Annotated in this window: 22 protein-coding genes; 15 read left to right on the top strand and 7 right to left on the bottom strand. The window is 55.7% G+C overall.

The window, feature by feature from the left end; all coding sequences use genetic code 11:
* Position 1 precedes the first annotated feature (1 nt).
* From lptC to yjgA, 10 genes are all read left to right on the top strand, one after another.
* Complete coding sequence (gene lptC, locus ACN0RL_RS03050) at positions 2–622, top strand: LPS export ABC transporter periplasmic protein LptC (RefSeq protein ID WP_417513576.1); 621 nt, start codon at positions 2–4, stop codon at positions 620–622.
* A complete protein-coding gene (gene lptA, locus ACN0RL_RS03045) occupies positions 606–1,139 on the top strand; it encodes a lipopolysaccharide transport periplasmic protein LptA (RefSeq protein WP_417513574.1) in 534 nt (177 codons plus the stop codon). The genes lptC and lptA overlap by 17 nt, the downstream gene beginning before the upstream one ends.
* 27 nt (positions 1,140–1,166) lie before the next feature.
* Positions 1,167–1,892, top strand: a complete 726-nt coding sequence (gene lptB / locus ACN0RL_RS03040; protein WP_417513572.1) for an LPS export ABC transporter ATP-binding protein — start codon at positions 1,167–1,169, stop codon at positions 1,890–1,892.
* A gap of 174 nt (positions 1,893–2,066) precedes the next feature.
* The gene (locus ACN0RL_RS03035) at positions 2,067–3,608 is read left to right on the top strand and encodes an RNA polymerase factor sigma-54 (RefSeq protein ID WP_417513570.1); all 1,542 of its coding nucleotides are present in this window, start codon (positions 2,067–2,069) and stop codon (positions 3,606–3,608) included.
* Positions 3,609–3,713: 105 nt separating this feature from the next.
* Positions 3,714–4,022 carry a ribosome hibernation promoting factor gene (hpf, locus tag ACN0RL_RS03030; RefSeq protein WP_417513568.1) on the top strand — a complete coding sequence of 103 codons (309 nt, stop codon included), beginning with the start codon at positions 3,714–3,716 and terminating at the stop codon, positions 4,020–4,022.
* A gap of 85 nt (positions 4,023–4,107) precedes the next feature.
* Positions 4,108–4,578, top strand: coding sequence for a PTS IIA-like nitrogen regulatory protein PtsN (gene ptsN, locus ACN0RL_RS03025; protein ID WP_417513566.1), 471 nt, complete (start codon positions 4,108–4,110; stop codon positions 4,576–4,578).
* A gap of 29 nt (positions 4,579–4,607) precedes the next feature.
* On the top strand, positions 4,608–5,492 hold the full coding sequence (rapZ, locus tag ACN0RL_RS03020) for an RNase adapter RapZ (protein ID WP_417513564.1): 885 nt from the start codon (positions 4,608–4,610) through the stop codon (positions 5,490–5,492).
* A gap of 6 nt (positions 5,493–5,498) precedes the next feature.
* Complete coding sequence (locus ACN0RL_RS03015) at positions 5,499–5,768, top strand: HPr family phosphocarrier protein (RefSeq protein WP_417513562.1); 270 nt, start codon at positions 5,499–5,501, stop codon at positions 5,766–5,768.
* Between the two features lie 74 nt (positions 5,769–5,842).
* Positions 5,843–7,204 carry a magnesium transporter gene (mgtE, locus tag ACN0RL_RS03010; RefSeq protein ID WP_417513560.1) on the top strand — a complete coding sequence of 454 codons (1,362 nt, stop codon included), beginning with the start codon at positions 5,843–5,845 and terminating at the stop codon, positions 7,202–7,204.
* Between the two features lie 22 nt (positions 7,205–7,226).
* Positions 7,227–7,760 (top strand): ribosome biogenesis factor YjgA, encoded by a 534-nt coding sequence (gene yjgA, locus ACN0RL_RS03005; RefSeq protein WP_417513558.1) that lies wholly within the window; start codon positions 7,227–7,229, stop codon positions 7,758–7,760.
* A 6-nt stretch (positions 7,761–7,766) separates the two neighbouring features.
* Here yjgA and ACN0RL_RS03000 read toward each other — a convergent pair whose 3' ends face one another.
* The 6 genes from ACN0RL_RS03000 to ACN0RL_RS02975 are packed head-to-tail and all read right to left on the bottom strand — an operon-like array spanning position 7,767 to position 16,115.
* Positions 7,767–11,528 (bottom strand): YhdP family protein, encoded by a 3,762-nt coding sequence (locus tag ACN0RL_RS03000; RefSeq protein WP_417513556.1) that lies wholly within the window; start codon positions 11,526–11,528, stop codon positions 7,767–7,769.
* Positions 11,529–11,577: 49 nt separating this feature from the next.
* Positions 11,578–13,059: a ribonuclease G gene (gene rng / locus ACN0RL_RS02995; RefSeq protein ID WP_417513554.1), complete on the bottom strand. Its 1,482-nt coding sequence runs from the start codon at positions 13,057–13,059 to the stop codon at positions 11,578–11,580.
* On the bottom strand, positions 13,056–13,658 hold the full coding sequence (locus ACN0RL_RS02990) for a Maf family protein (protein ID WP_417513552.1): 603 nt from the start codon (positions 13,656–13,658) through the stop codon (positions 13,056–13,058). The genes rng and ACN0RL_RS02990 overlap by 4 nt, the downstream gene beginning before the upstream one ends.
* A 2-nt stretch (positions 13,659–13,660) precedes the next feature.
* The gene (mreD, locus tag ACN0RL_RS02985) at positions 13,661–14,137 is read right to left on the bottom strand and encodes a rod shape-determining protein MreD (protein ID WP_417513550.1); all 477 of its coding nucleotides are present in this window, start codon (positions 14,135–14,137) and stop codon (positions 13,661–13,663) included.
* Positions 14,137–15,045, bottom strand: coding sequence for a rod shape-determining protein MreC (gene mreC, locus ACN0RL_RS02980; protein WP_417513932.1), 909 nt, complete (start codon positions 15,043–15,045; stop codon positions 14,137–14,139). The genes mreD and mreC overlap by 1 nt, the downstream gene beginning before the upstream one ends.
* Positions 15,046–15,074: 29 nt before the next feature.
* Complete coding sequence (locus tag ACN0RL_RS02975) at positions 15,075–16,115, bottom strand: rod shape-determining protein (RefSeq protein ID WP_072797766.1); 1,041 nt, start codon at positions 16,113–16,115, stop codon at positions 15,075–15,077.
* A gap of 268 nt (positions 16,116–16,383) precedes the next feature.
* Between ACN0RL_RS02975 and ACN0RL_RS02970 the strand changes: the two genes are divergently transcribed.
* The 5 genes from ACN0RL_RS02970 (at position 16,384) to ACN0RL_RS02950 (ending at position 22,702) form a co-directional block, all read left to right on the top strand.
* Entirely contained in the window at positions 16,384–17,814 is a 1,431-nt protein-coding gene (locus ACN0RL_RS02970; RefSeq protein ID WP_417513548.1) for a mechanosensitive ion channel domain-containing protein, read from the top strand.
* Between the two features lie 86 nt (positions 17,815–17,900).
* A complete protein-coding gene (gatC, locus tag ACN0RL_RS02965; RefSeq protein WP_304102171.1) occupies positions 17,901–18,188 on the top strand; it encodes an Asp-tRNA(Asn)/Glu-tRNA(Gln) amidotransferase subunit GatC in 288 nt (95 codons plus the stop codon).
* Positions 18,189–18,228: 40 nt separating this feature from the next.
* Positions 18,229–19,686, top strand: coding sequence for an Asp-tRNA(Asn)/Glu-tRNA(Gln) amidotransferase subunit GatA (gene gatA, locus ACN0RL_RS02960; protein ID WP_417513546.1), 1,458 nt, complete (start codon positions 18,229–18,231; stop codon positions 19,684–19,686).
* A 6-nt stretch (positions 19,687–19,692) separates the two neighbouring features.
* Positions 19,693–21,159 carry an Asp-tRNA(Asn)/Glu-tRNA(Gln) amidotransferase subunit GatB gene (gene gatB, locus ACN0RL_RS02955; protein ID WP_417513930.1) on the top strand — a complete coding sequence of 489 codons (1,467 nt, stop codon included), beginning with the start codon at positions 19,693–19,695 and terminating at the stop codon, positions 21,157–21,159.
* A gap of 187 nt (positions 21,160–21,346) precedes the next feature.
* A complete protein-coding gene (locus tag ACN0RL_RS02950; RefSeq protein ID WP_417513544.1) occupies positions 21,347–22,702 on the top strand; it encodes an MBL fold metallo-hydrolase in 1,356 nt (451 codons plus the stop codon).
* Here ACN0RL_RS02950 and ACN0RL_RS02945 read toward each other — a convergent pair.
* Positions 22,685–23,653, bottom strand: coding sequence for a LysR family transcriptional regulator (locus ACN0RL_RS02945; RefSeq protein WP_417513542.1), 969 nt, complete (start codon positions 23,651–23,653; stop codon positions 22,685–22,687). The genes ACN0RL_RS02950 and ACN0RL_RS02945 overlap by 18 nt on opposite strands.
* Between the last annotated feature and the right edge of the window lie 103 nt (positions 23,654–23,756).

The following is a 23,756-nucleotide window of genomic DNA, read 5'->3' as shown; positions in this document are numbered from 1 at the left end:
CATGGCACAGAGCGAAAAAAACAGCCTGCGATCATTACTGGCTCTGGCAAACCGGCCACGGCTGCGCATGCTCGCGCTGGCAGCCACGGCTGCAGCAACGTTTTTTCTTCTGTGGCAAAGCGATGAACAGCCGATAACCAGTTACAGCGATGCCAGACAACTCCGGGGAGATGCCGAGCCCGACGGCTTTGTAATCAACGGCAGCTACACGTCTTACGATGAAGCCGGCAATCGCAAGATTGTTTTTACGAGTCCTCGCATCGAGCAGTTTGAAGAGGGCAATCTGGCTACTATGGAACTGCCCAATGCAGAAGTGTTCAGCGCAACCGACACCGAGCCATGGGTACTCAAAGCCGAGAACGGTAGCCTGTTGCGGAACGAGGACCTGTTATACCTGACCGGCAACGTTCGCGTGGTGCGCACAATTGGTGAGCGTGAAGCGACGCTGGTTACAGAGAGCCTGACCCTGGACAACGATCAGGGTAAAGTCTACACCGATGATTTTGTAGAAATTACTGACAGCGTGGGCACTACCCGGGCTAAAGGCATGAACGCGTGGATTAATGAACGCATTCTGGAACTCAATTCCCAGGTGGAAGGACGCTATGAAACCGTCAGATAACTCAATGCGCAAGTTGCTCACTGCCATACTGGCTGCAAGCCTCGCTGGCCCGGCCCTGGCTTTTGATCTTGACTCCGATGATCCGATTAGCGTCAGCGCTGACAGCGCCCGCCTCGACGACGGTAAGGGCATTGCCACCTACACCGGAGCAGTTGTGCTGGTTCAGGGCAAAACCCGTCTGACGGCGGAACGGGTGGTTTTGTATCGCAGTGTCGAGGGTCTGAACCGGATTGAAGCCAATGGCTCTCCGGCTCGCTACCAGCAGCCCGTTACCAGCGGAGAAGGTGAAACCGATGCCAAGGCCCTCAACATCACCTGGTCTGCCCCTGACAAACAACTCACCTTTGAACGTGAGGCTGTGATTGAGCAGAATGGCAACGTGTTCAGCGGCGACATTATTCATTACGACACCGAACAGCGAGTGGTCACCGCGGAAGGCAGCGAGGATACCGGCGATGGCCCGGGCCGGGTCGAAATGATCATCCAGCCCCGCAGCAGCAACAATTCCACCCAATAACAGCTGATTAAAGTAGACAGAGGTTCGATGGCAGTTCTCAGAGCGAGCAACCTGGCAAAAAGCTACAAACAGAAAAAAGTGGTCATTGATGTCTCGCTGGAAATTCGCAGCGGCGAAATCGTCGGACTGCTCGGGCCTAACGGCGCCGGTAAAACCACCTGTTTCTATATGATCGTCGGGCTGGTAAATGCCGACAATGGCCGTATAACCATCGACAGCCAGGACATTACGCCCTTACCCATGCACGGGCGCGCCCGAAAAGGGATTGGCTACCTGCCGCAGGAAGCCTCGGTGTTCCGCAAGCTTTCGGTGCGGGATAATATCATGGCGATTCTGGAAACCCGCAAGAATCTCAGCCGTGCTGACCGTCTGAGCAAGCTGGAACAGTTGCTGGAAGAATTTCACATTACCCATATTCGGGATAGCCTGGGCATGGCGCTCTCCGGGGGCGAACGCCGCCGTGTTGAGATCGCCCGCGCCCTGGCAATGGAACCTGCCTTTATTTTGCTGGACGAGCCGTTTGCGGGTGTAGACCCTATCTCCGTCAGTGATATCAAACAGATTATTCGCCACCTCCGGGACAAAGGCATAGGTGTTCTGATCACCGATCACAACGTGCGCGAAACGCTGGATATCTGCGAGAACGCTTATATTGTATCCGGTGGCCATATTATCGCCTCCGGAAACTCGGAATCCATTCTGGCCAATCAACAGGTCAAAGAAGTGTATCTTGGCAACGAATTCCATCTGTAGCCTCTGTTTTCGACACCCGGTTACACCCGTTCGATTGTTTTGCTGACCCGGAGCAAGTAAACTCGGCAAAGAACTTGCTAGGGTATTCTGAAATGGCGGCAAGTAGCCGGCACACTTAGATTTTTTAGCCGACGCAAGAAATTCAGAGCGGGTATGAGTGACGGATCCTGAGCGATGGTTATGAAAGCCTCATTACAATTAAAGCTGGGTCAGAGCCTGACCATGACGCCCCAGCTGCAACAGGCGATCAGGCTTCTGCAGTTATCAACTCTCGACCTTCAGCAGGAAATCCAGCAAGCCCTGGAATCCAACCCCCTGCTGGAAACATCGGAGGATGATGACCAGACTGAATCGTCGTCAGCCGACAACGATCAGGGACAGGATAAAGAAACCGCAACAAATGAGGCTTCAGCCGACGTAGCTGCGGATTCTGCCAGCTCTGACTGGGATGAAAGCGAAACCGGCCCTGACTGGCAATCCGAAAACGAAATACCGGATACGCTTCCCGATGATCTTCCCGTTGATACCGCCTGGGAGGATGTCTATCAGTCCGCACCTGCCCCGGCCGCGCGGAACGATGATGAAAATGACCACGATTTCGAAACCCGGAACTCGCCAACCGAAACCCTCAGAGATCATCTTGAGTGGCAGCTCAACCTTACTCCGCTGAGTGAGCGGGATCAGGCCATTGCCCATGCTTTGATGGATGCGGTAGACGAGCGCGGGTATCTCACCAGCTCTCTTGATGAGATCTACGCAGGCCTCAGCGACGATACCGATGAAGACCCTCTTGAGATGGATGAAGTTGAAGCCGTTTTGCGGCGGCTACAATACTTCGACCCGCCGGGAGTTTTCGCCCGGGATCTTCAGGACTGTCTGTTGATACAACTGAACCAGCTGCCCCCGGAAACCCCCTGGCTGGCCCAGGCACGCCTGGTTATAACCCATTACATAAACCTGCTGGGCAATCGGGATTATGCTCAGCTGCTTCGCCGCAGCCGCCTCAAAGAAGACCAGCTGCGCGACGTGCTTACGCTGATTACGAGTCTTAACCCGCGGCCGGGCGACATCATCGATCGCACAGAACCGGATTACGTTATTCCGGATGTCATCGTGAGGAAACACAACGGCCGCTGGCGTGTGGAACTGAATCCTGAAATTGCACCGCGCATCCGCGTAAATGCCAGCTATGCTTCATTAATAAGGCGTGCCGACAGCAGCGCTGACAACACCTATCTTCGAGACCAGCTTCAGGAGGCAAAATGGTTCATAAAAAGCCTGCAAAGCCGGAACGAAACACTGTTGAAGGTAGCCACACGTATTGTTGAGTATCAGCAGGGCTTTCTGGATCATGGGGAGGAGGCAATGAAGCCACTGATTCTCTCCGATATTGCCCAGGTTGTGGAAATGCACGAGTCCACCATTTCCCGTGTCACCACACAGAAATACATGCACACACCCCGGGGCATTTTTGAGCTCAAGTACTTTTTTTCCAGCCACGTCAGCACTGACGAGGGCGGCGAATGTTCCTCAACCGCGATTCGCGCCATGATCAAAAAGCTGATTGCAGCCGAAACACCGAAAAAGCCGTTGAGTGACAGCAAGATTGCGACCATGCTTGGAGAACAGGGAATCAAAGTGGCGCGGCGCACAGTTGCAAAATATCGCGAGGCGATGCACATTCCGCCCTCGAACGAACGCAAGCGCCTGGTTTGAACCGGACACTGTTTACTGATTCTCACGGATTTCGCTGGTGCAGCCACAAGCGCCAGCACTCAGACCGGCTTCAGAAGCCGGAACGGATGACAACAGGAGACGTCTATGCAACTCAATATTTCAGGCCATCACGTAGAACTGACTCCCGCTTTGAAGGACTATGTATCCGAAAAGTTCGAACGGCTGGAGCGGCACTTCGACCATATCAGTAACTGCCAGGTAACACTGGAAGTGGATAAGGTTCGGCAGATCGCGGATGCTACGCTCCACGTGGTTGGTGGTGAGATTCACGCAAAGGCGGAAAATGAGGACATGTATGCAGCTATCGACGGTCTCGTCGACAAGCTTGACCGACAGATCCTCAAGCATAAAGAGAAGAACCTGGACAGGATGCAGGGAAACACCGCCCGGTAGGCGGCTGTTTTCAGGCATGTAATCTAATCAAGCTGCGGCGCGGGCAACGTGCCGCAGCTTTTTTTAACGGAAGCGCGGTCGATTCATGAGCGACACATCCCTGACAATAGACAACATTCTTGCACCGGAACTGACCCTGTGTAAGGTGCCCGCATCGAGTAAAAAGCGGGTTCTGGAGTTCATTGCCGAGCAGATCCGTCAGCAAAATGATTCACTCAGCGAGAGCCAGATTTTCAACAATCTGATTGCTCGTGAGCGGCTGGGCAGCACTGGAATCGGCCAGGGGATCGCCATCCCCCACTGCCGCCTCGAAGGGCTTGAGCACGTAATTGGCGTTCTGATGACTCTGGACGAAGCCGTCGAGTTTGATGCGATCGACAATCAGCCCGTGGATCTTGTGTTTGCACTCGTGGTGCCCAAGGAGGCCACCAGTGAGCACCTTGAGTTACTGAGCCAACTCGCCGAGAAATTCAATGAGCGCACCTTCTGCGACCGCCTCAGGCAGTGCGAAGATGCAGCTACGCTATACCAACGCATGACCGCCGCAAGCGGCTGATATCCACTCTGGTAACAGGCTGTTTCATCATGAAGCTGATCATCGTCAGTGGCCGGTCCGGCTCCGGCAAGAGTACCGCCCTCCACGTACTGGAAGATCTCGGGTACTACTGTATTGATAACCTGCCGATCGGGCTTCTGTTTCCACTCACCCGGGAGGCTGCCAACCAGAGTGCGCCCGGGCGGCTCGACAAGATGGCGGTCAGTATTGATGCCCGCAACCTGTCCGGGGAGCTGGCTAATTTCGAGGAAATCTACCGCAAGCTTTGCAGAGACGATATTCAGGTAGAGATCATTTTTCTGGACGCCGATGAACAGTCCTTGCTGCAGCGTTTCCACGCAACCCGGCGCAAGCACCCGCTGAGTAATGATAAAACCTCCCTCAGAGAGGCCATCAGCAACGAAAAGAGTCTCCTAGAGCCCCTTTCAAAGCTCGCGGACCTCTACATCAACACCAAAGGGCTGTCGATGTATGAGCTGCGCGACATGGTGAAGCAGCGGGTGGCCGGCCGGAAAGACCAGGAGCTGGCCCTGCTTTTTCAGTCCTTCGGTTTCAAACACGGCGTACCACTGGATTCCGATTACGTATTTGATGTGCGCTGCCTGCCCAATCCCTACTGGGATACGAGCCTGCGCAAGTTTACCGGCCTGGACCAGCCAGTGATCGAGTTTCTGGAAAAAGAACCTGCAAGCAAAAAAATGGTAGCTGATCTTATTGCGTTCCTGGAGAGCTGGATTCCCTCTTTTGCGGACAGCAATCGTAGCTATATGACCATTTCCATTGGTTGCACTGGCGGCCAGCACCGATCCGTTTATATCTGCGAACAGCTGGGTCGGCACTTCCGGGAACACAGCAGCAACGCACAGGTACGTCATACAGAGTTGCCACATCTGCAGGCCCGGAAAGAGGTCTGAACCGGCGTGATACGGCAGCATATTGTGATTATCAATAAACTCGGCCTGCATGCCCGGGCTACCGCCAAGCTGGTTGCCACAGCGTCGGCATTTGATTGTTCCGTCAAGGTCTGCGGTAAAGGTCGCGAAGTGGACGCAAAAAACATCATGCAGGTCATGATGCTTGCGGCCAGTAAAGGCACAGAGGTGGAGCTTGTGGCTGACGGCCCGGGCGAACAGGAGGCTATTGATGCCCTTGCCACCCTGATCAATGATTATTTCGGGGAAGGCGAATAAGCCTCTTCAACTCTTTCTCACGTGCTCACGCTAACTCCGTTATAATACGGGCGTTTTCTGAGCGCAGGTGATACATGTCTGATAATCTGGATAAAAGCCAGGCCCGCCAGCGTTTACGCTCACTGAGTGAAGCGCTGGACAGTGGTGCCCTGAAACAGGTTGCCCGTATTCTCAACGGTGGCCTGAGCCCCAGTGATATCGCTCACCTTCTCGAATCGTCGCCACCGCGCCAGCGTGCCCTGCTGTGGAACCTGGTAGACAAACAGCTGGAAGGTGACGTTCTCCAGTACCTCAATGAGGACATTCGTGCCGAGTACCTGAGCCGACTGAACGCTCAGGAGCTGGCAGATATCATCGAGGACTTCGAGTCCGACGATCTCGCCGATCTTTTGCAACAATTGCCGGATACGGTGATCCAGGAAGTTCTGGACACCATGGACGAGCAGGATCGGCAACGGGTCGAAGAGGTGCTCTCCTACCCGGAAGACACCGCGGGCGGCCTGATGAACACGGATACTATCACCGTGCGCCCCGACCTGAGTATTGATGTGGTGTTGCGATATCTGCGCCGGCACAGGGCGCTGCCACCCATGACCGACAGCCTTATTGTTGTGAGCCGACGCGACGAATTTATCGGCATGCTGCCCATTACCAAGATGCTGGTATCCAACCAGACCGCGACCGTGCGGGAAGTCATGGATACCGATATCGAGCCTATACCTGTAACCCTCTCCGACACCAAAGTGGCCAACCTGTTTGAGCGCTATGATCTGATTTCTGCGCCGGTCGTGAATAACGAGGGTCGGCTGCTGGGCCGGATCACCATCGATGACGTGGTGGATGTTATCCGCGAGGACGCGGACCACTCACTGATGAGCATGGCTGGTCTTGATGACGACGAAGACACTTTTGCACCGGTCTGGAAAACCACCAGGCGCAGGGCCGTGTGGCTGGGCATCAACCTGCTCACCGCCTTTATCGCGTCTGGCGTGATCGGGCTGTTTGAAGACACCATCGACAAAGTTGTCGCCCTGGCGATACTGATGCCCATTGTCGCCAGCATGGGAGGCATTGCCGGCAGCCAGACCCTGACTCTGGTCATCAGGGGCATGGCTGTGGGGCAAATCAGCGGGGCGAACGTAGGCTGGCTGCTGAACCGGGAATTTCTTTCCGGTATTCTTAACGGACTGCTCTGGGCCGCTTTGGTTGCAATTGCTGCCATGGTCTGGTTTCAGGACGTATTGATCGGAGCGATTATTGCCGCTGCACTGGTTATCAATCTGGTCGCCGCCGCGCTGGTGGGCACGGTACTGCCGTTGTTCCTGAAATCCCGCAACATCGACCCGGCACTGGCAGGCAGCGTTATACTGACAACTGTGACGGATGTGGTCGGTTTCACCTCTTTTCTCGGCCTTGCCACCCTTTTCTACGCCTGATCCGACAAACCTGGAAGGAACAATGATCGACAACGACCAAGACAATCAAGACGAGGCCCCGCAATATTCCGGGCCCAGTAAGTCCCAGCTCAAGCGGGATATGCATGCGCTCCAGAATATTGGCAAGCGCATGACTGAACTGAGCAATGAGCAGCTTGATACGCTTACGATCAGCGATACTCTGAGAAACGCCATTGAGGAGTCGCGCAGGATTCGCCAGAACGAAGCCAAGCGACGCCATCTGCAGTACATCGGCAAGATTATCCGACAGGAAGATGATCCGGAAGCGGTGCAGCGTGCCATTGATGCCTTCGATTCAGGCAGCGAGGAACACACTCGTCGCCATCACCTGGCTGAACGCTGGCGTGACCGTATGATTGCAGAAGGTGATTCCGTGGCGGGTGAGTTCTTCAGCTACTGCCCTGATGCTGACATACAACACTTACGCAACCTGGTTCGCAACGCCCGCAGGGATGTGGAAAAACAGAAAAATACCGGCCAGACCCGCAAGCTGTTCCGTTACCTGCGGGAGCGCATTGACGAGGTTGAGGCCTAACCCTGGTTAACCACCGGTATCAAAAACCTGCCGAAGATCCACTTTGGGCTCGTCCCAGGTGCCGGTGACGTTGTAAGTCGCGCTGGTCAACTTGCTCAGCGGGTCGCCCAGAACCTTGTCCAGCACGAAAAGAGCGCCCCCTATCGGCGCACTGGCGCCCATCAGCAGCGCGGCCAGGGGAAGATTCTGGGTCAGTGGCAAAACGACCACCAGGCGCATATCAAGCACCTCCTCTGCCAGGTCCGTGTTACCACTGAGCTTGAAGGCCAGCGAAGGCCCCACTATCTGGAGTTCCGGATCCATGGTCAGCAGGCCTTCGTTCAGCTTCGCCTTGCCTGAGATCGCATCGAACGCTACACCGCGCTCATACAGATCGGAAAAATCCAGCTTGAGCCTACGCCATAGTGTGTCGGCATTAAGCAGGTTGAATACCCGGAATATCTGGGCACTGTTATTGCGCTCCAGAATCACACCATCATCCAGTCGGAGGCTGACCTCACCGCTGAGCCCCGCAATTTCGAACTCGTCCGGCCGGCCCGGCCAGTCCAGTTCCAGCTGAACGTCGGTCTGCTTATTGGAAAGCGGAATATCAGTGTCGAACAGTTCGCCAAGATCCGCCAGTGCACCGCCAGAAACCGACCCGGTAAACCTGCTGGTTTCTCTGTTGTCTATAACACTCCAGGTCATATCTCCGAGCAATGTAAGGGATTTCAGCCGACCCTCGATACCGGTGATATTTAGCTGTGATGGCTCGGGCCGCAGATGGAACGACCAACGCCCCAGGCTGTCTTCATTCAGCTGCAGCTCGGAAATATCTATATCCACATCCGGCCAGTTCGCTATATCCATCGCCCGGAAGGTTTCCAGCTGCTGCTCAATCGTCAGCAGCTCCGGCGCATCCTTCACCCTGGCATCATTCCGGATGAGACGTAACACCTCAAAATTTGCGGTTATGGGGCGATCATCGTCCGGGAATACAATCCTGCCAACCGCGCGCTCGGAGCGGGTCGTAAGAATCCAGCGATCGCCCAGATCCAGGGCTTCCAGGTGGATATTGGTGAGAGTCTGATCACCCAGGTACAGCTCATCGAACGTCAGCTCAACACCCGAGCTTTTCAGCAGCATGTCAAAGGTTGCACGATCCTTCCAGCTCCCGGTGATGCCAAGACCGTCTGCCGCCCCGGGATCGATTTCCGCAACCAGCGGGGCAGATTCTGCCGACTCCTTCGAAAACGGGCCTGGCCAGTCAATAGCCAATCCTTCAAGGGTTGAGCTGACGGTAATACCCGAAGCTGCGTCACCGGCCACACTGAGCTCCGCCGAGTAATCAATGCCCCCTTTCAGACCGTAGTTGCTTTGTTCGCCGCCACTATTTTCAGCCCCCTCAGCCAAACCTGCATGGCGTAGTGCGTCAGCTACAGACAGGGAACCAGTTTGCCTGATGGTAAGCCTGTCGGCGCCGGAAGCCTTGTCAGAAGACGATTGGCTGAACATAACCTTGACCGGCTCACCCAGAAACCGGGCGCTAAGCGGGCCTCCGGAAAAACCTCTGGCCGTATGGTAATTCAGGGACCCGGAAATCTCTTCCCAACTCAGGTCTGCGTCCGGATATCCGACATAGCCGTTCGCGGTACTGACGCCGGCTTCCACAATCACGCCACCTGCGTTATCAAGAGGCAGATCAATCTCCAGGTCAAGCGCGTAATCGCCACCGTATTCCAGGCTTGCAGCCTGAGGACCGGCTATTGCCCCAAAGGGACTGTCGGTCATCCAGAACGCGATAGCATTACCCGGCACGGGCGCCGAGACATCCACCCGGACCCGCGCCCCTTCATCGCCGGGAATAACTGTGACTGTTCCGGGGTTCAGCAACAATCCACCGGTTTTCCCGGACTCAAGGGATACCAGAGTGTCGCCGTTCTGTATGGCAACTCGCCCGCGCGCCTCGGTCACTTCGGGCCATTGTTCATCATACCGGACAGTGCCGTTTTCAAACTCATACCACATGGAAGAAACAAATGACCCTGGAGGTGCGCCTCCACCAATCTGTCCATGACCGTAGTACACGCCTGATGTGATATCTGCATCCTTTATCGCGGAAGTGAGCCATTCATAGAGACCGGCGTTCACGATTTTTTCGGGCACAAAGTCTGCCAGCATCGAGGCATCACCGTTCTCGACACCCACTCGCAATCCCAGATCATCTTCACCCTGACGATCCAGTTTCAGATCAAAAGCTCCGGTCAGCCGGGTGTTCTCGCCATAGGTCATGCGTATGTCTGACGCGTATACCCGAGTTACCGGGCCATCCAGCTTCCACGCGACGGTGGCATCCAACTCGGGTAGCGACCACTCACTGCCAAACAGTGCCGGGAACTCGAGGGTCACGGGCTGAGAGCCGGAGCGGGCATTTACATAGCCCGATGTCTGATCAACATAAATAAATCCGTTCACACTCTTTGCTGCCGGAGCACCACCGTATGCGGCTGCCCCGACATTTCTGAGGCGCCCGGATAATTCGAAACTGCTACCGGCATTACCCGGAATGCTGAGCGTCATGCCGTCAAGAAAACCGACCGGGCGGTACTGCTCCAGTGCGTCACGAGCTACATCCGGCAGCAGCGGCAAGGTTCCGGCAAGGCGCCTTAACGGGCGCAGGGGCAGAGCGTCCGCCGTTATAGAAAAACCCTTGGCCTGCGGCGATAACAGGAGGCTGAAAGGAGGCACATTGTCGCCGTTCCAGGTCCAGGCCAACTGTTTCAGATGCCACTCCCCGATGGTATCGGGCTGCGCGCTGGCACCGTCCTGAGCCTCCATTACAGCGTTATGACGACGCCAGCCGAAACGGGCGCTGATGTCCTCCAGCGGCGCGAGGGATTCGCCTGCAACTCCAAGCTGCAGGTACGGCGTTCTGACTGTCCCGCTGACCTGCTGCAAGACACCGGAGCGAAAGGTAAGCCAGGCTTCACCACCCAGATCGAACCCTTCGACGCGTATATCCCTCCATTGATACTCATCAATCAGCCCGTCAAACAGGCGCCCGGAATCTACATCGAGATAGAGTTGGCCGGTAAAATCACCGCGAAAGAAATGCTTTCCCACAAGCGTGAAGCTGGCAAGCTGCTGGGTTGTTGCGGATTGCATGGCGCGACCTGATGCGCGAAAAAGACCCTGCTGGTATCTCAGATCAAGCTGGGGAATATCAAGGTGCCTGAGCTGGCCCTGGTTATCCCGGATACCCAGGCTTACGCGAGTCACTTTTATATAAGGGTCTGACAGCCATTTTCCGGCGACTTCCAGCCAGTACCGGAGCCGGTTATTGAAGGGTTCCTGAAAATCCGCACCCCGAACGCCCAGGTCGCCGCTGTCACGTTGGTTCAAAGTCAACTCGAGCCCCTCGGCCTCAAAATCCTCGAACACAATTCTGAAGCGCATCAGCGAGGCCAATGCGTCGAAACGAATAGTCAGATGCTGCAGATTCAATGCCCGAACCCCGGTATCGGGGTTGGTAATTTCTATATTCTGCGCGGTAAAGGAAGGGTCAAGCCAGAACCAGCGGGAGGAGAGGCTGCCGATGCTGACGTCATGATCCAGACGAGCCGATAGCTCGCGGGAAAGGTCTCCCCGGAAGGCATCGATATTATGGGTGAGCTGCCGGCCAATTCCGGCATAGAGCGCAAACAGCACCAGAATAACCACCAACAGCCACCAGAAAGCGCTGGTAAGCAGCGCAATCAAACGGACAGGCTGGCTATCGGAAGAAGACATCCGGGGTGCCACTCTATATCACCCCCTTGGCCGGTATATCGCCCCGAAATCAGAGCAGAACGACATCGTATTGCTCCTGGCTGTAAAATGGTTCCACCTGGAAACGGACCGTTTTTTCTATAAAGGTTTCAAGGTCGGCCACGTTGTCGGACTCCTCATCAAGCAGGCGATCAACCACACTCTGAGAAGCCATGACCAGATAGCTTTCTGCATCGTAAGCCCGGTTTACCCTCAGGATTTCCCGAAAAATCTCAAAACACACGGTCTCGCTGGTTTTCAGAAAGCCTCTGCCATCACAGATCGGGCAAGGCTCGCACAGAACCTGTCCAAGGCTTTCAGTGGTGCGCTTACGGGTCATCTCCACAAGGCCCAGCTCGGACACGCCGGTAATCTTGGTTTTAGCATGATCCCGCTCAAGCATCTTTTCCAGCATCCTGTGAACCTGGCGCTTATGCTCGGCGTCTTCCATGTCGATAAAATCAATAATGATAATGCCACCCAGATTACGCAGGCGCAGTTGACGGCTGATCGCCCGGGCCGCTTCCAGGTTGGTCTTGAAAATGGTCTCTTCCAGATTACGATGCCCCACAAAAGCACCGGTATTGATATCGATGGTTGTCATGGCTTCGGTCTGATCAATGATCACATAACCGCCGGACTTGAGCTGAACTTTACGGCTAAGCGCCCTCTGGATCTCATCCTCCACCGAATAGAGATCGAAAATTGGCCGCTCACCCGGGTAGTATTCCACCTTGTCGGCAAACTCTGTCACGAACTCTTCGACAAATTCCATCACGCGCTGGTGGCTCTCGCGGCTGTCGATGCGCACTTTTTCAGTCTGTGGTCTGATGAGATCACGGATGGTGCGGATAAACAGAGGTAAATCCTTATACACAGCTGCAGGAGCCTGCACTTTTCCAATACGTTCGTGAATTGACTGGCTGAGATGATGCAGATAATTCATATCTGCTATCAGCTCTTCTTCCGATGCGGCCTCAGCCGCCGTGCGGATAATATAACCCCCCTGCACATCAGGATGCGCTGCGGCGCCCTCCTCAACGAGAGTTTTCAACCGGTTGCGCTCGGTCTCGTCCTCAATCCGCTGGGAAACGCCCACGTGGCTGACTTCCGGCATGAAAACCAGGTAACGGGAGGGTATGGAAAGCTGAGTGGTAAGCCGGGCGCCTTTTGTGCCAATAGGGTCTTTGGTTACCTGCACCACCAACGACTGGCCTTCCCGCAACAGCGTACGTATATCGGGAACCGTTTTTGGCCCTTCGCCGGAGTCTGGCGTGCCGGACTGGCTCGAGACAACATCGGAGGCATGAATAAAGGCTGCCCTTTCCAGGCCTATATCCACGAACGCTGCCTCCATGCCTGGAAGCACACGCACAACCTTGCCTTTATAGATATTGCCGACAATGCCTTTACGGCTGGCACGCTCGATATACGCTTCCTGTAGCATACCGTTCTCGACCAGCGCGACCCGGGTTTCAACCGGCGTTACGTTGATCAGGATTTCTTCGCTCATGATTGGCTCTCCCGACTACTCGGCCAGTGTTTCCAGACAGGGCAACCGGCATCGGCCAGCATGGCAGCTGTCTCCTGCAATGGCAGGCCAACAACCGCACTGTAGCTCCCTTTGAGTTCTTTAACAAAAATACCACCAAGGCCCTGAATTCCATAACTTCCAGCCTTGTCCATGGGCTCACCGGTGGCCACATAGGCTGCAATTTCAGACTCCTGAAGCCTGCGAAAAGTAACTTCTGTCGTCACCAGGCGTGACTCGCAGCGCCCGCCATGCATCAGCGCAATGGCCGTCATCACCTGATGAGTTCTGGCCGACAATTCCGCGAGCATCGTTCTGGCTTCGCGCTCATCAGATGGTTTCCCGAGAATCACGTTGTCCAGAACCACAGAGGTGTCGGACCCGATAACCAGCCCATGGGGAAAGCTGGCCGCAATAGCAAGGGCTTTCTCCCGGGCCAGCCGTTCAACGTAATCTCCGGGCATCTCTGCCATTCCGGGTGTTTCGTCGATATGCGCAGGCTGCACAGAAAACGCGACACCGATCTGCTCAAGCAGTTCCGCGCGGCGCGGTGAGGCAGAGGCCAGAATAATGCCGGTCATGGCTACCCCAGTTTCCGGTTGATGTTATCCATCAGGATGGAAAACAGCGGCCACACCAGGGCGCTGGTCAGTGCCGGCCACAGGTAACTGAAACCGGCATCTTCGCCTCCGAACAGCTGTTTGAGGAAGTGCACCAGCATCTGATTTATGCCCAGAAGGAGAAACACCATAAGACACTGTTGCGGTATGGGGTACATCCGCAGTCGCTGGTGAATGGTAAGCACAAGGAAGGCTATCAGCCCCATGCCCAAAGCATTGACGCCCAACGGCGTTGCTTCCAGCACGTCGAGCAACAGGCCAAGACACCAGGCGAACAGGATGCCGAACTGCGCCGGGGCCCGGAAGGTCCAGTAAAACACAATCAAACCGAGCCATTCAGGCCGAAACTCGAACCAGCCTGCAGGAAATAAAGAGATGCTCAGCACCAGTGATACGAGCACTGACAACACAAATACCGGATAACTGATTACAGATAACATCAGCCCTCGCCCTCTTGCTCTGTAGCGGAAGCAGGCGACTCTCGTTCCGAACCTGGCTGAGCCTGATCATCGATAGCAGGCTCAGACCGAAGCCCGCCTTTTGGTGGAAAAACCACCAGTACCAGGCGGCTTTGATTAAGCTGCGCCTTGGGTCGCGCCCGAATCGATACAAAAGGTTCGCCTGGCTCTTTGTTGATCAGGCTGACTTCGGCAACCGGATAGCCTCTCGGAAAGCGACCGCCGAGGCCGGAACTGACAAGCAAGTCTCCCTCACGGATATCTGCAGTATCAGGTACATGAACCAGATCAAGGGTTCCTGAATCGCCAGTACCCAGAAGAACGGCCCTCAGACCGTTCCGCACTACTTCAACTGGTACGGCATGACTGCTGTCGGAAACAAGAAGTACACGGGAGGTGACCTGGCTGGTCTGCACGACCTGCCCCATCAGTCCATAGGCATCCAGTATGGCCTGCCCGACCTGCAAACCGTCACTACGGCCTTTATTAATAATAATTTCATGGGAATAGGGATCTGGCGATACGCTCACCACTTCACTGACAATAACCCGGTCATCCAGCAGCTCCGAGGAATTCATGAGGCGGCGCAGTTCGTTATTTTCAGAAGCCAGGGCGGCGTACTTGAGGGCCCTGCGCTCAAGGATAAGCAAGCGGGCTTTCAGATCTTCGTTTTCCTGTTTCACATCTTCGCGCGTGGTAAACAGGCCCGCGGCCCAGTCACTGAACTGATAGGGCGCATTGCCAAGCCAGTAAACAGGAGTGAGGCCGGTTGCCAGAGTGCTTCGGACAGGCGTGAGACGGTCGAACTGCTGATCGGCAACAATCAGCATTGCCGATACGATAACAACGAGCAGAAGCCTGAGGCCAGGCACTGGCCCCTGGACAAAAATGGTTTTAATGGCGATCCCTCCCCAAAGGATTATCCCTCCGGTGAGAACATTCCGATGCCACCCCGGTCAATCACTTCCAGCGCCTTACCACCACCACGGGCGACACAGGTAAGCGGATCCTCGGCAATAATAACCGGCAACCCGGTTTCTTCGCTGATCAGCTTGTCCAGCCCGCGCAGCAGTGCGCCGCCACCGGTCAGAACAATGCCGCGCTCTGCGATGTCCGAAGCCAGCTCTGGCGGGGACTGCTCCAGTGCGCTTTTAACCGTTTGTACTATCTGTGCCAGAGATTCCTGAAGCGCATCCAGGATTTCTTCACTGTTAAGGGTGAACGCCCTTGGTACACCTTCGGCCAGATTACGACCGCGAACATCGATTTCGAGAATCTCAAGCCCTTCGTATGCACATCCGATTTCATGCTTGATACGCTCGGCGGTAGATTCGCCAATCAGGCTTCCGTAATTACGGCGAACATAGGTGACGATGGCTTCATCGAACTTGTCTCCACCCACCCTTACTGAATCCGCATAGACGATGCCATTCAGGGAAATAATCGCAATTTCGGAGGTGCCGCCGCCCACATCCACAATCATTGAACCACTGGCTTCTTCTACTGGCAGGCCGGCGCCGATCGCTGCGGCCATGGGCTCCTCAATCAGGAATACTTCCCGGGCACCCGCGCCCAGAGCGGACTCGCGGATGGCTTTGCGCTCTACCTGGGTGGATTTGCTGGGAACACACACCAGAACCCGGGGGCTCGGGGTAATAAAGCTGTTTTCATGCACTTTGTGAATAAAGTGCTGGAGCATTTTCTCGGTCACCACAAAATCAGCAATCACGCCGTCTTTCATCGGGCGGATAGCGGTGATATTGCCTGGCGTCCGGCCCAGCATACGCTTCGCTTCAGCGCCCACAGCGGCAACCATTTTCTGGGAGTTTGTGGTACGAATGGCTACAACGGAAGGCTCGTTCAGCACAATCCCGCGGTCACGCACGAAAATAAGGGTGTTGGCGGTGCCCAGATCAATGGACAGGTCGCTGGAGAATAAGCCTCGGAGTCTTTTAATCAACATTCGTGTAGTTTCAACCTGAGAGTTGCGGTTGCGGAAAGATGCGGCAACTTTAGCAGTGCCCCCCCGCTCAGGCAAGGCGCAGCCTGTTGCAAAGGCAAATGATATTGCTGCGCGCATGAACAATTGTTCATGCGCTTACGAGACCAGAATCCAGGAAGCAGCAAATTACTGGTTGACGCAGGCCGTCGGTTGATCTTTGCTTCATACTGAAGATAGCCTGAAAGCCTTCTCAAAACAGTTCAACCTGCCACCATTGAGGCTCCAGTTGAGAATACCAGAAATCAAACTGCAACAGCGCCTCCGCACAGCAACAGTGGCCGTTTGCCTGCTTTTATTTCTGCTTCTGGTATTGACCCTGATCGCGGGCTTTCCCGCCCATGCTCTGGCCCAGCAAAGCGAAACCGAACCCGCAGGGGCGATAGCCTTGCAGCCAGGTGACGACAGTGACGCTTTGATCGCAGAACGCATCACCAGCATTTTTGATCAGATTCCGCAGTTTGAGTCACTACAGGTGAACGTTAACAGCGGCGTAGTGGCGCTGTCAGGCCAGATTGCCAACGAAGCCCAGGCTCAACGAGCATTGAAACTGGCCAGCCGGATAGAGGGCGCCATCGCTGTTGACGACAGAGTTGTGCGCACTCTGGATTTGCAGGACAACCTCAACCCCCTCTGGGATTCACTGCAAAATACCCTGCGCGGCTGGGTAAGAGCCCTGCCACTGCTGCTGGTTGCGCTCAGCATTTTTATCATAGTGGCCTTCGCCGGACATCGTCTGGCAGGCCACAACACACTTTGGCTACGATTAACCAAAAACCCGTTTCTGGCGGAACTCGCTGGCCATGCCGTCAGGCTGGTGACAATACTTCTGGGCCTGCTACTTGCCCTGAATATACTCGGGGCCACCGCGCTGATGGGCACCCTGGTTGGAGGCGCCGGCGTGCTGGGCCTGGCCATCAGTTTTGCAGTCAAAGACTCCATGGAAAATTACATTTCCAGCATCATGCTGAGCATCCGCCAGCCCTTCCGGGCTCAGGAGCACGTAGTTATCAACGACTATGAAGGCGTTGTGGTGAGGCTGACATCACGCTCCACGGTATTGATGACTCTCGACGGCAACCACTTACGCATCCCCAACGCGACCGTGTTCAAAGCTGTCATCCTGAATTACACACGCAACCCTCAGCGCCGCTTCGACTTTGTGCTGGGCGTTGATGCGGAGGACGACCCGGCCCAGGCCATCCAGACCGGGCTGACCGCTCTGAAACAGCTGAACTGGGTACTGGAAGACCCGGAGCCCCACGGGATTATCGAATCCGTAGGTGACTCCAACATTCTGATCAAATTCATGGCATGGATTGACCAGCGCGAATCCGACTACGGCAAAGCCCGCAGCCTTTCCATTCGCGCGGCCAAAAATGCACTGGAAGCCGAGGGCTTCACCCTACCCGAACCCATCTACCGACTGCGTTTCGACCAGACACCGGCGGCATTGCCAGCAACCGAGCCACCGGAAATGCCGGCGGAGCCGGAAAAACAAGGTTCAGACACCTCTGCCACCTCTTCGCAAATCTCCACCTCATCACCTGACGAAGTACTGAATGTTCGCCCGGACACTACTATTTCGCGACAGGTGCACGAAGAGCGCAGTGATGCCGCCATCGAAGACCTGCTGGACGATGCCCGGCCGATTGAATAGCCCTGAGCCTCGGCTCTCCCGCACAGCCTCGAATCTGTTACCATAACGGCCTTCTTGAAAACGCTGTTTTATACTTTGGAGTCAACGTGACCATTTCCCGCGAAGACATTGAAAAAGTCGCCGTGCTGGCCCGTATTCGTCTTGACGAAGAGCAAATACCCGCACTGGAGAAAGACCTGGGCAATATTCTCAGCCTGGTTGACCAGCTCAGCGCCGCCGATACCGATAACGTAGAGCCTCTGGCCCACCCGCTGGATGCTGTACAGCGCCTGCGCGCCGATGAGGTGACCGAAAGCAACCAGCGCGAGGCTTTCCAGGCCATCGCTCCGGCCACCGAGAATGGCCTCTATCTGGTGCCCCGAGTTATTGAGTGATCTGACGAATCCCACCATCAGCCCAGCATCAGGATGGAACATGCATAATAAATCCGTAGCAGAGCTTTCCCGCGAACTGGAAAGCGGCAAGATTTCAAGCGTGGAACTGACCCGTGAGTTCCTCGATCGCATAAACGCAGAAGACGGCCACTACAACAGCTTTATTACGATCACCGAAGAGCAGGCCATGGCCGATGCCAAAGCAGCTGACGAACAGCGCGCAGCCGGCAAAGCCAGCGCGTGGACAGGCGTCCCCTTCGCCCACAAAGACATCTTTTGCACCAATGGCGTGACCACGACCGCCGGTTCAAGAATGCTTGCCAATTTTGTACCGCCTTACGACGCCACCGTTACCGCCAACTTTCGTGCTGCTGGCGCAGTATGCCTCGGCAAAACCAATATGGATGAGTTCGCCATGGGCTCCTCCAACGAATCCAGTTTCTTTGGCCCGGTAACCAACCCCTGGGGATTGAGCAGCGGCGATAAGCGCGTGCCCGGCGGTTCCTCTGGTGGTTCCGCAGCCGCCATCGCGGCTCGCCTGATACCCGCAGCTACAGCCACCGACACTGGCGGCTCCATCCGCCAGCCGGCAGCCCTTTGCGGTATTACCGGCCTGAAGCCCACCTACGGCCGGGTTTCCCGCTACGGCATGATTGCTTTTGCATCCAGCCTCGATCAGGGCGGCACCATGGCACGCACGGCAGAAGACAACGCCCTGATGCTGAATGTTATGGCCGGGTTCGATCCGAAGGATTCCACATCCGCTGATCGTGCTGTGCCAGATTATACCGCCACCCTTAACGAGCCCTTGAAAGGCCTGCGTGTCGGCTTGCCAAAAGAATACTTCTCCGATCAGTTAAGCCCCGCGATGGAGCAGCAGGTTCGCAATGCGGTGAAGGAATACGAAAAGCTGGGTGCGACGGTCAAAGAAGTGTCACTGCCCCATGCCAGGCTGGCCATTGCTGCCTACTATGTGATTGCGCCAGCTGAAGCATCCGCTAACCTTTCACGCTTTGACGGTGTGCGTTACGGCTATCGCTGTGAAGCCCCCCAGGATCTGAGCGACCTTTATACCCGCACCCGGGCCGAGGGTTTCGGAGGTGAGGTCAAGCGTCGTATTCTGGTGGGCACCTATGCCCTCTCGGCTGGCTACTTTGATGCCTACTATCTGAAAGCCCAGAAGGTTCGCCGCCTGATCCAGCAGGACTTCATCAACGCTTTCAAAGAAGTGGATGTTCTGATGAGCCCGGTGACGCCCTCGCCTGCGTTTGTGCAGGGTGAGAAAACCAGCGACCCGGTGACCATGTACCTGGAAGATGTTTTCACCATCGCCGTGAACCTTGCGGGCGTGCCGGCCATGTCGGTGCCGGCAGGTTTTATAGATGGCCTGCCGGTTGGGTTGCAGATTATCGGGAACTATTTTGAAGAGGCCCGCCTGCTGAATGCAGCGCACCAGTTCCAGCAGGTTACCGACTGGCATCAGAAGCTTCCCCGGTAAGCCCGAATCAGGAGAACAGTTATGCAGTGGGATATTGTGATCGGGCTGGAAATTCACGTTCAGCTTGCCACCAGAACCAAGATTTTTTCTGGCTCCAGCACCGCCTTTGGCGCCGAGCCCAACACCCAGGCCAGCGCCGTTGACCTGGCCATGCCTGGCACCTTACCGGTGCCCAACGAACAGGCGTTCCGTTACGCAGTGATGTTCGGCCTGGCGGTAAACGCCGAAATCGGCCGGCGCTCGGTGTTCGACCGTAAAAACTACTTCTACCCGGATCTGCCCAAAGGCTATCAGACCACACAGCTGGACAACCCGATTGTTGGCCCCGGCTTTGTGGATATTGATCTCGCAGATGGCAGCAGCAAGCGTGTGCGCATTCACCATGCGCACCTGGAAGAGGATGCCGGTAAGTCGCTGCACGAAGACTTCCATGGCATGACGGGTATCGACCTGAACCGCGCCGGCACACCGCTGATTGAAATTGTCACCGAGCCGGACATGAACAGCGCGGAAGAAGCCGTGGCCTTCGCCAGGAAACTGCACAGCCTTGTGTCCTCCATCGGTATTTGCGACGGGGACATGAGCCAGGGCTCCCTGCGTTTTGATGTAAACATCTCACTCAAGCCGAAAGGCTCGGACGAGCTGGGCACCCGAACCGAAACCAAGAACCTGAACTCGTTCCGCTTTATGGAGCAGGCCATTGCCCACGAAGTGGAGCGGCAGATGGACATTCTGGAAGACGGCGGGCGCATCATTCAGGAAACCCGCCTCTATAACGGCGACCGCGACGAATCCCGCTCCATGCGCAGCAAGGAAGAAGCCAACGATTACCGTTACTTCCCCTGCCCGGATCTGCTGCCCGTCGTGATCGATGACGCCTTTATTGAAAGCGCCCGCGATTTGTTACCGGAACTGCCAGACGAGCGCAAAGCACGATTCATGGAGCAGTACGGCCTGAACGATTACGACGCACGCTTGCTAAGCGACGATGCCCGCATGGCTGCGTTCTTTGAAGAAGCTGCCAGCCATGGCAAAGACGCAAAACTCATCGCCAACTGGGTTTTGGGTGAGTTTTCCGCGCGCCTGAACGCCGAAGACAAAACAGTATCTCAGGCGCCGATCACCGGCACGCAGCTAGGCCATCTGGTCTCGCGCATTGCCGACAATACTGTGTCGTCATCCGGGGCCAAGAAAGTGTTCGATGCGCTCTGGAATGGTGATGGGGACAATGCCGATGCCATTATTGAGACTCAGGGCCTGAAGCAGGTGTCGGACACCGGTGCGCTGGAGCAAATGGTGGATGAGGTTCTGGCGGGCATGCCGGACCAGGTTGCGCAGTATCAACAGGAAACCGACCCCAAAAAGCAGAAAAAAATGCTCGGAGGCTTTATGGGACCTCTGATGAAGGCCTCAAAGGGACAGGGCAACCCGAAACTGTTCAACGAGATCCTGTTGAAAAAACTGAACAATTAATCGCTCCGAAGTGCAATTGAGTTGTCAGCCAGAGTTCCCGGGTCTTTCACTGGTGCATGGCTGACAACGCTTGTTAAGCATCCTTAATTTTACAACCTCAATACGGTAATCTGCGGGCGACCCAACGGCGCCAACGATGTGCTAAACATGGTTCACATTCCTCAATCTGATTCTGGAAGGAGGCTCCATGTTTATTCAGACCTTCAAATCCGAAGGCTTGTCCCATCTTTCATACCTGATCGGCAACAACGGCCGGGCCGCAGTTATCGATCCCCGTCGCGACTGTGAAGTCTATGCCGAAGCCGCTGCCGCAGAAGGCTGCCGGATAACGCATATCTTTGAAACGCACCGCAACGAAGATCTGATTTCCGGCGCCCCCATACTTGCGCAACTGACCGGCGCTGCTGTCTTCCACGGGCCGAATGCTGCGGGAACCGTACGCTATGCGAAAACCACCCGTGAAAGCGACGAGTTCAACTTCGGCAATCTGCAACTGCGAGTACTGGAGACTCCCGGCCACACCGACGACAGCCTGTCGTTTGTGCTCTACGATACCGATTTCGGTGATGACGCCGTGGCCGTATTCACCGGCGACGCCCTGTTCATCGGCGATGTTGGCCGCACCGATTTCTATCCGGAGCGCTCTGAAGAAGTCGCCGGCCTGCTCTTCGACAGCCTGCAAAAACTGGTCAATCTGGGCGACCAAACACTCATCTATCCGGCCCATGGTGCCGGTTCTGTATGTGGCGACAATATGGCCGACCGGGAATTCTCGAGCATTGGCTATGAACGCCGCAACAACCCCATGATGAAAATCCCGTCCCGCCAGGAGTTCATCAACCGGAAAGTACAGGAACATCATTACCAGCCGCCCTACTTCCGTGAAATGGAACGCCTGAACATGGAAGGTGGCCGCGCGACAAGCTCGATCCTGACTCCGGCAGCGCTCTTTCCTGACGCGTTTAAAGAACTGCCGGACCAGACTGTGATCATCGACGTGCGCGGAATCAGCAGCTTCCTGGGGGCTCATATCCCAGACAGCCTGGCACTTCCGACGCCCATGATTCCGGCCTTCGCGGGTTGGTTTTTGAACCCCGATGACAAGCTGGCTCTTGTCGCTGCCAGCGCGCCGGAGGCGGAGCTGGCCGCACGCCACCTGGCACGTATCGGCTTTGACAGGGTGCTCGGATACCTGGCGCCGGACATGCCGCAATGGGCTGCCATGGCAGAACCGTTCAGGGCCGTAACGGTGATTGATCTGGAAGATTTCAAAAAGCGCAGAGCCGCTCCTCCGGAGAACTGGAGGCTGCTGGATGTTCGAGGCAAAGGCGAGGTGGATGAAAACCCCGTTGACCAGGCCAGTCACCATTACACAGGGACTTTGGCGGAGGAGGCCAGTGAGCTCGATCCTGCCAGACATTACACCATCATGTGTGGAAGTGGTGCACGAGCAGCAATCGCTGCATCGGTGTTGATGCGCAGAGGCATCAGAAATGTTGATGTATTTTTGGGATCCGTCGGTGCGCTAATGGCCGACTCCTGAATTCTGTTCCGGACGCCGCAGAAACATCTGCTCGAACTGGCGGATGTTCTGCTGCACGTAGTCAATAAATGCCCGCATGGCCGGCGTTGGATGCCGAGCCTGCGGGTAGACTACACACCAGCTACGTCGCAGTGGAAAGCCTTTGATATCAATAATGTGCAGGCTGCCCAGGGCCAGTTCTGACGACACACCCAACTTGGGCAGGACAGCCACACCCAGGCCCGCAAGAACAGCGTGCTTTAACGCATCATTGGAGCCTAATTCGATACTTGGCTTTGTCTGTAAACGCTGATCCTGGCAGTGCAACTCCAGCGCCAGGCGACTACCCGAACCACTTTCCCGCACCAGCAACCCACAATCCAGAAACTCCTGGGCCGTCACATTTTGTTGCTGAAGTAATGGATGGCCATCGGGCACCACCGGCACGAGTTCATTATCCAGAAACGGTAGCGAAGCCAATGGCCTCTCTGCGGGCACCATGCCCATAATAACCAGATCATCGGAATTGTCGTTCAGCCGTTGCAGAGCCGTTGCCCGGTTTACCACTGCCACTGAAACAGTCACCTGGGGGTTCAGCTGCAAAAACGCACTCAGCATATAAGGCACTACATACTGTGCGGTATTCACCGCTACCAGCCGAAGTTCGCCCGCGACCTGCCCTTCCAGAGCCGCCAGGCTATTTTGCACACGCTCCAGCTCCCGGAATACTGACCGCACACAACCTGCCATCTCCTCGCCAGCAGCCGTGCAATAGAGCTTGCGCCCAACATACTCAAACATCGGCATGCCCAGCGCTTGCTCCAGATGACGTACCTGACTGCTAACGGCGGGTTGGGTCAACCCGAGCAATTCCCCCGCCTTGCTGTAACCTTTCAGATCATTCACCGCTTTGAAAACCTGAAGCTGCCGGAAGGTAAGGCGGCTGGCCAGTTTCTGGATACTGAGAGGCATAAAACCGGTTTCCCGCTACTGTGCATAAGTTATTACTTATAGATAAACAAAATAATATCAATTTTTCGACAAAGGTCTACACCGTTAGTCTTTCATCACCTTC

Origin of the sequence: Marinobacter sp., assembly GCF_048259445.1 — a bacterium.
GTDB lineage: Bacteria > Pseudomonadota > Gammaproteobacteria > Pseudomonadales > Oleiphilaceae > Marinobacter.
The sequence above is the reverse complement of the archived record's forward strand: the minus strand, read 5'-3'. Positions and strand labels throughout refer to the sequence as shown.

What these genes read in the sequence shown, in the direction of transcription:
- lptC (WP_417513576.1), top strand. Translation starts at nt 2, where the DNA reads ATGGCACAGAGCGAAAAAAACAGCCTGCGATCATTACTGGCTCTGGCA.
- lptA (WP_417513574.1), top strand. Translation starts at nt 606, where the DNA reads ATGAAACCGTCAGATAACTCAATGCGCAAGTTGCTCACTGCCATACTG.
- lptB (WP_417513572.1), top strand. Translation starts at nt 1,167, where the DNA reads ATGGCAGTTCTCAGAGCGAGCAACCTGGCAAAAAGCTACAAACAGAAA.
- ACN0RL_RS03035 (WP_417513570.1), top strand. Translation starts at nt 2,067, where the DNA reads ATGGTTATGAAAGCCTCATTACAATTAAAGCTGGGTCAGAGCCTGACC.
- hpf (WP_417513568.1), top strand. Translation starts at nt 3,714, where the DNA reads ATGCAACTCAATATTTCAGGCCATCACGTAGAACTGACTCCCGCTTTG.
- ptsN (WP_417513566.1), top strand. Translation starts at nt 4,108, where the DNA reads ATGAGCGACACATCCCTGACAATAGACAACATTCTTGCACCGGAACTG.
- rapZ (WP_417513564.1), top strand. Translation starts at nt 4,608, where the DNA reads ATGAAGCTGATCATCGTCAGTGGCCGGTCCGGCTCCGGCAAGAGTACC.
- mgtE (WP_417513560.1), top strand. Translation starts at nt 5,843, where the DNA reads ATGTCTGATAATCTGGATAAAAGCCAGGCCCGCCAGCGTTTACGCTCA.
- yjgA (WP_417513558.1), top strand. Translation starts at nt 7,227, where the DNA reads ATGATCGACAACGACCAAGACAATCAAGACGAGGCCCCGCAATATTCC.
- ACN0RL_RS03000 (WP_417513556.1), bottom strand. Translation starts at nt 11,528, where the DNA reads ATGTCTTCTTCCGATAGCCAGCCTGTCCGTTTGATTGCGCTGCTTACC.
- rng (WP_417513554.1), bottom strand. Translation starts at nt 13,059, where the DNA reads ATGAGCGAAGAAATCCTGATCAACGTAACGCCGGTTGAAACCCGGGTC.
- ACN0RL_RS02990 (WP_417513552.1), bottom strand. Translation starts at nt 13,658, where the DNA reads ATGACCGGCATTATTCTGGCCTCTGCCTCACCGCGCCGCGCGGAACTG.
- mreD (WP_417513550.1), bottom strand. Translation starts at nt 14,137, where the DNA reads ATGTTATCTGTAATCAGTTATCCGGTATTTGTGTTGTCAGTGCTCGTA.
- gatA (WP_417513546.1), top strand. Translation starts at nt 18,229, where the DNA reads ATGCATAATAAATCCGTAGCAGAGCTTTCCCGCGAACTGGAAAGCGGC.
- ACN0RL_RS02950 (WP_417513544.1), top strand. Translation starts at nt 21,347, where the DNA reads ATGTTTATTCAGACCTTCAAATCCGAAGGCTTGTCCCATCTTTCATAC.
- ACN0RL_RS02945 (WP_417513542.1), bottom strand. Translation starts at nt 23,653, where the DNA reads ATGCCTCTCAGTATCCAGAAACTGGCCAGCCGCCTTACCTTCCGGCAG.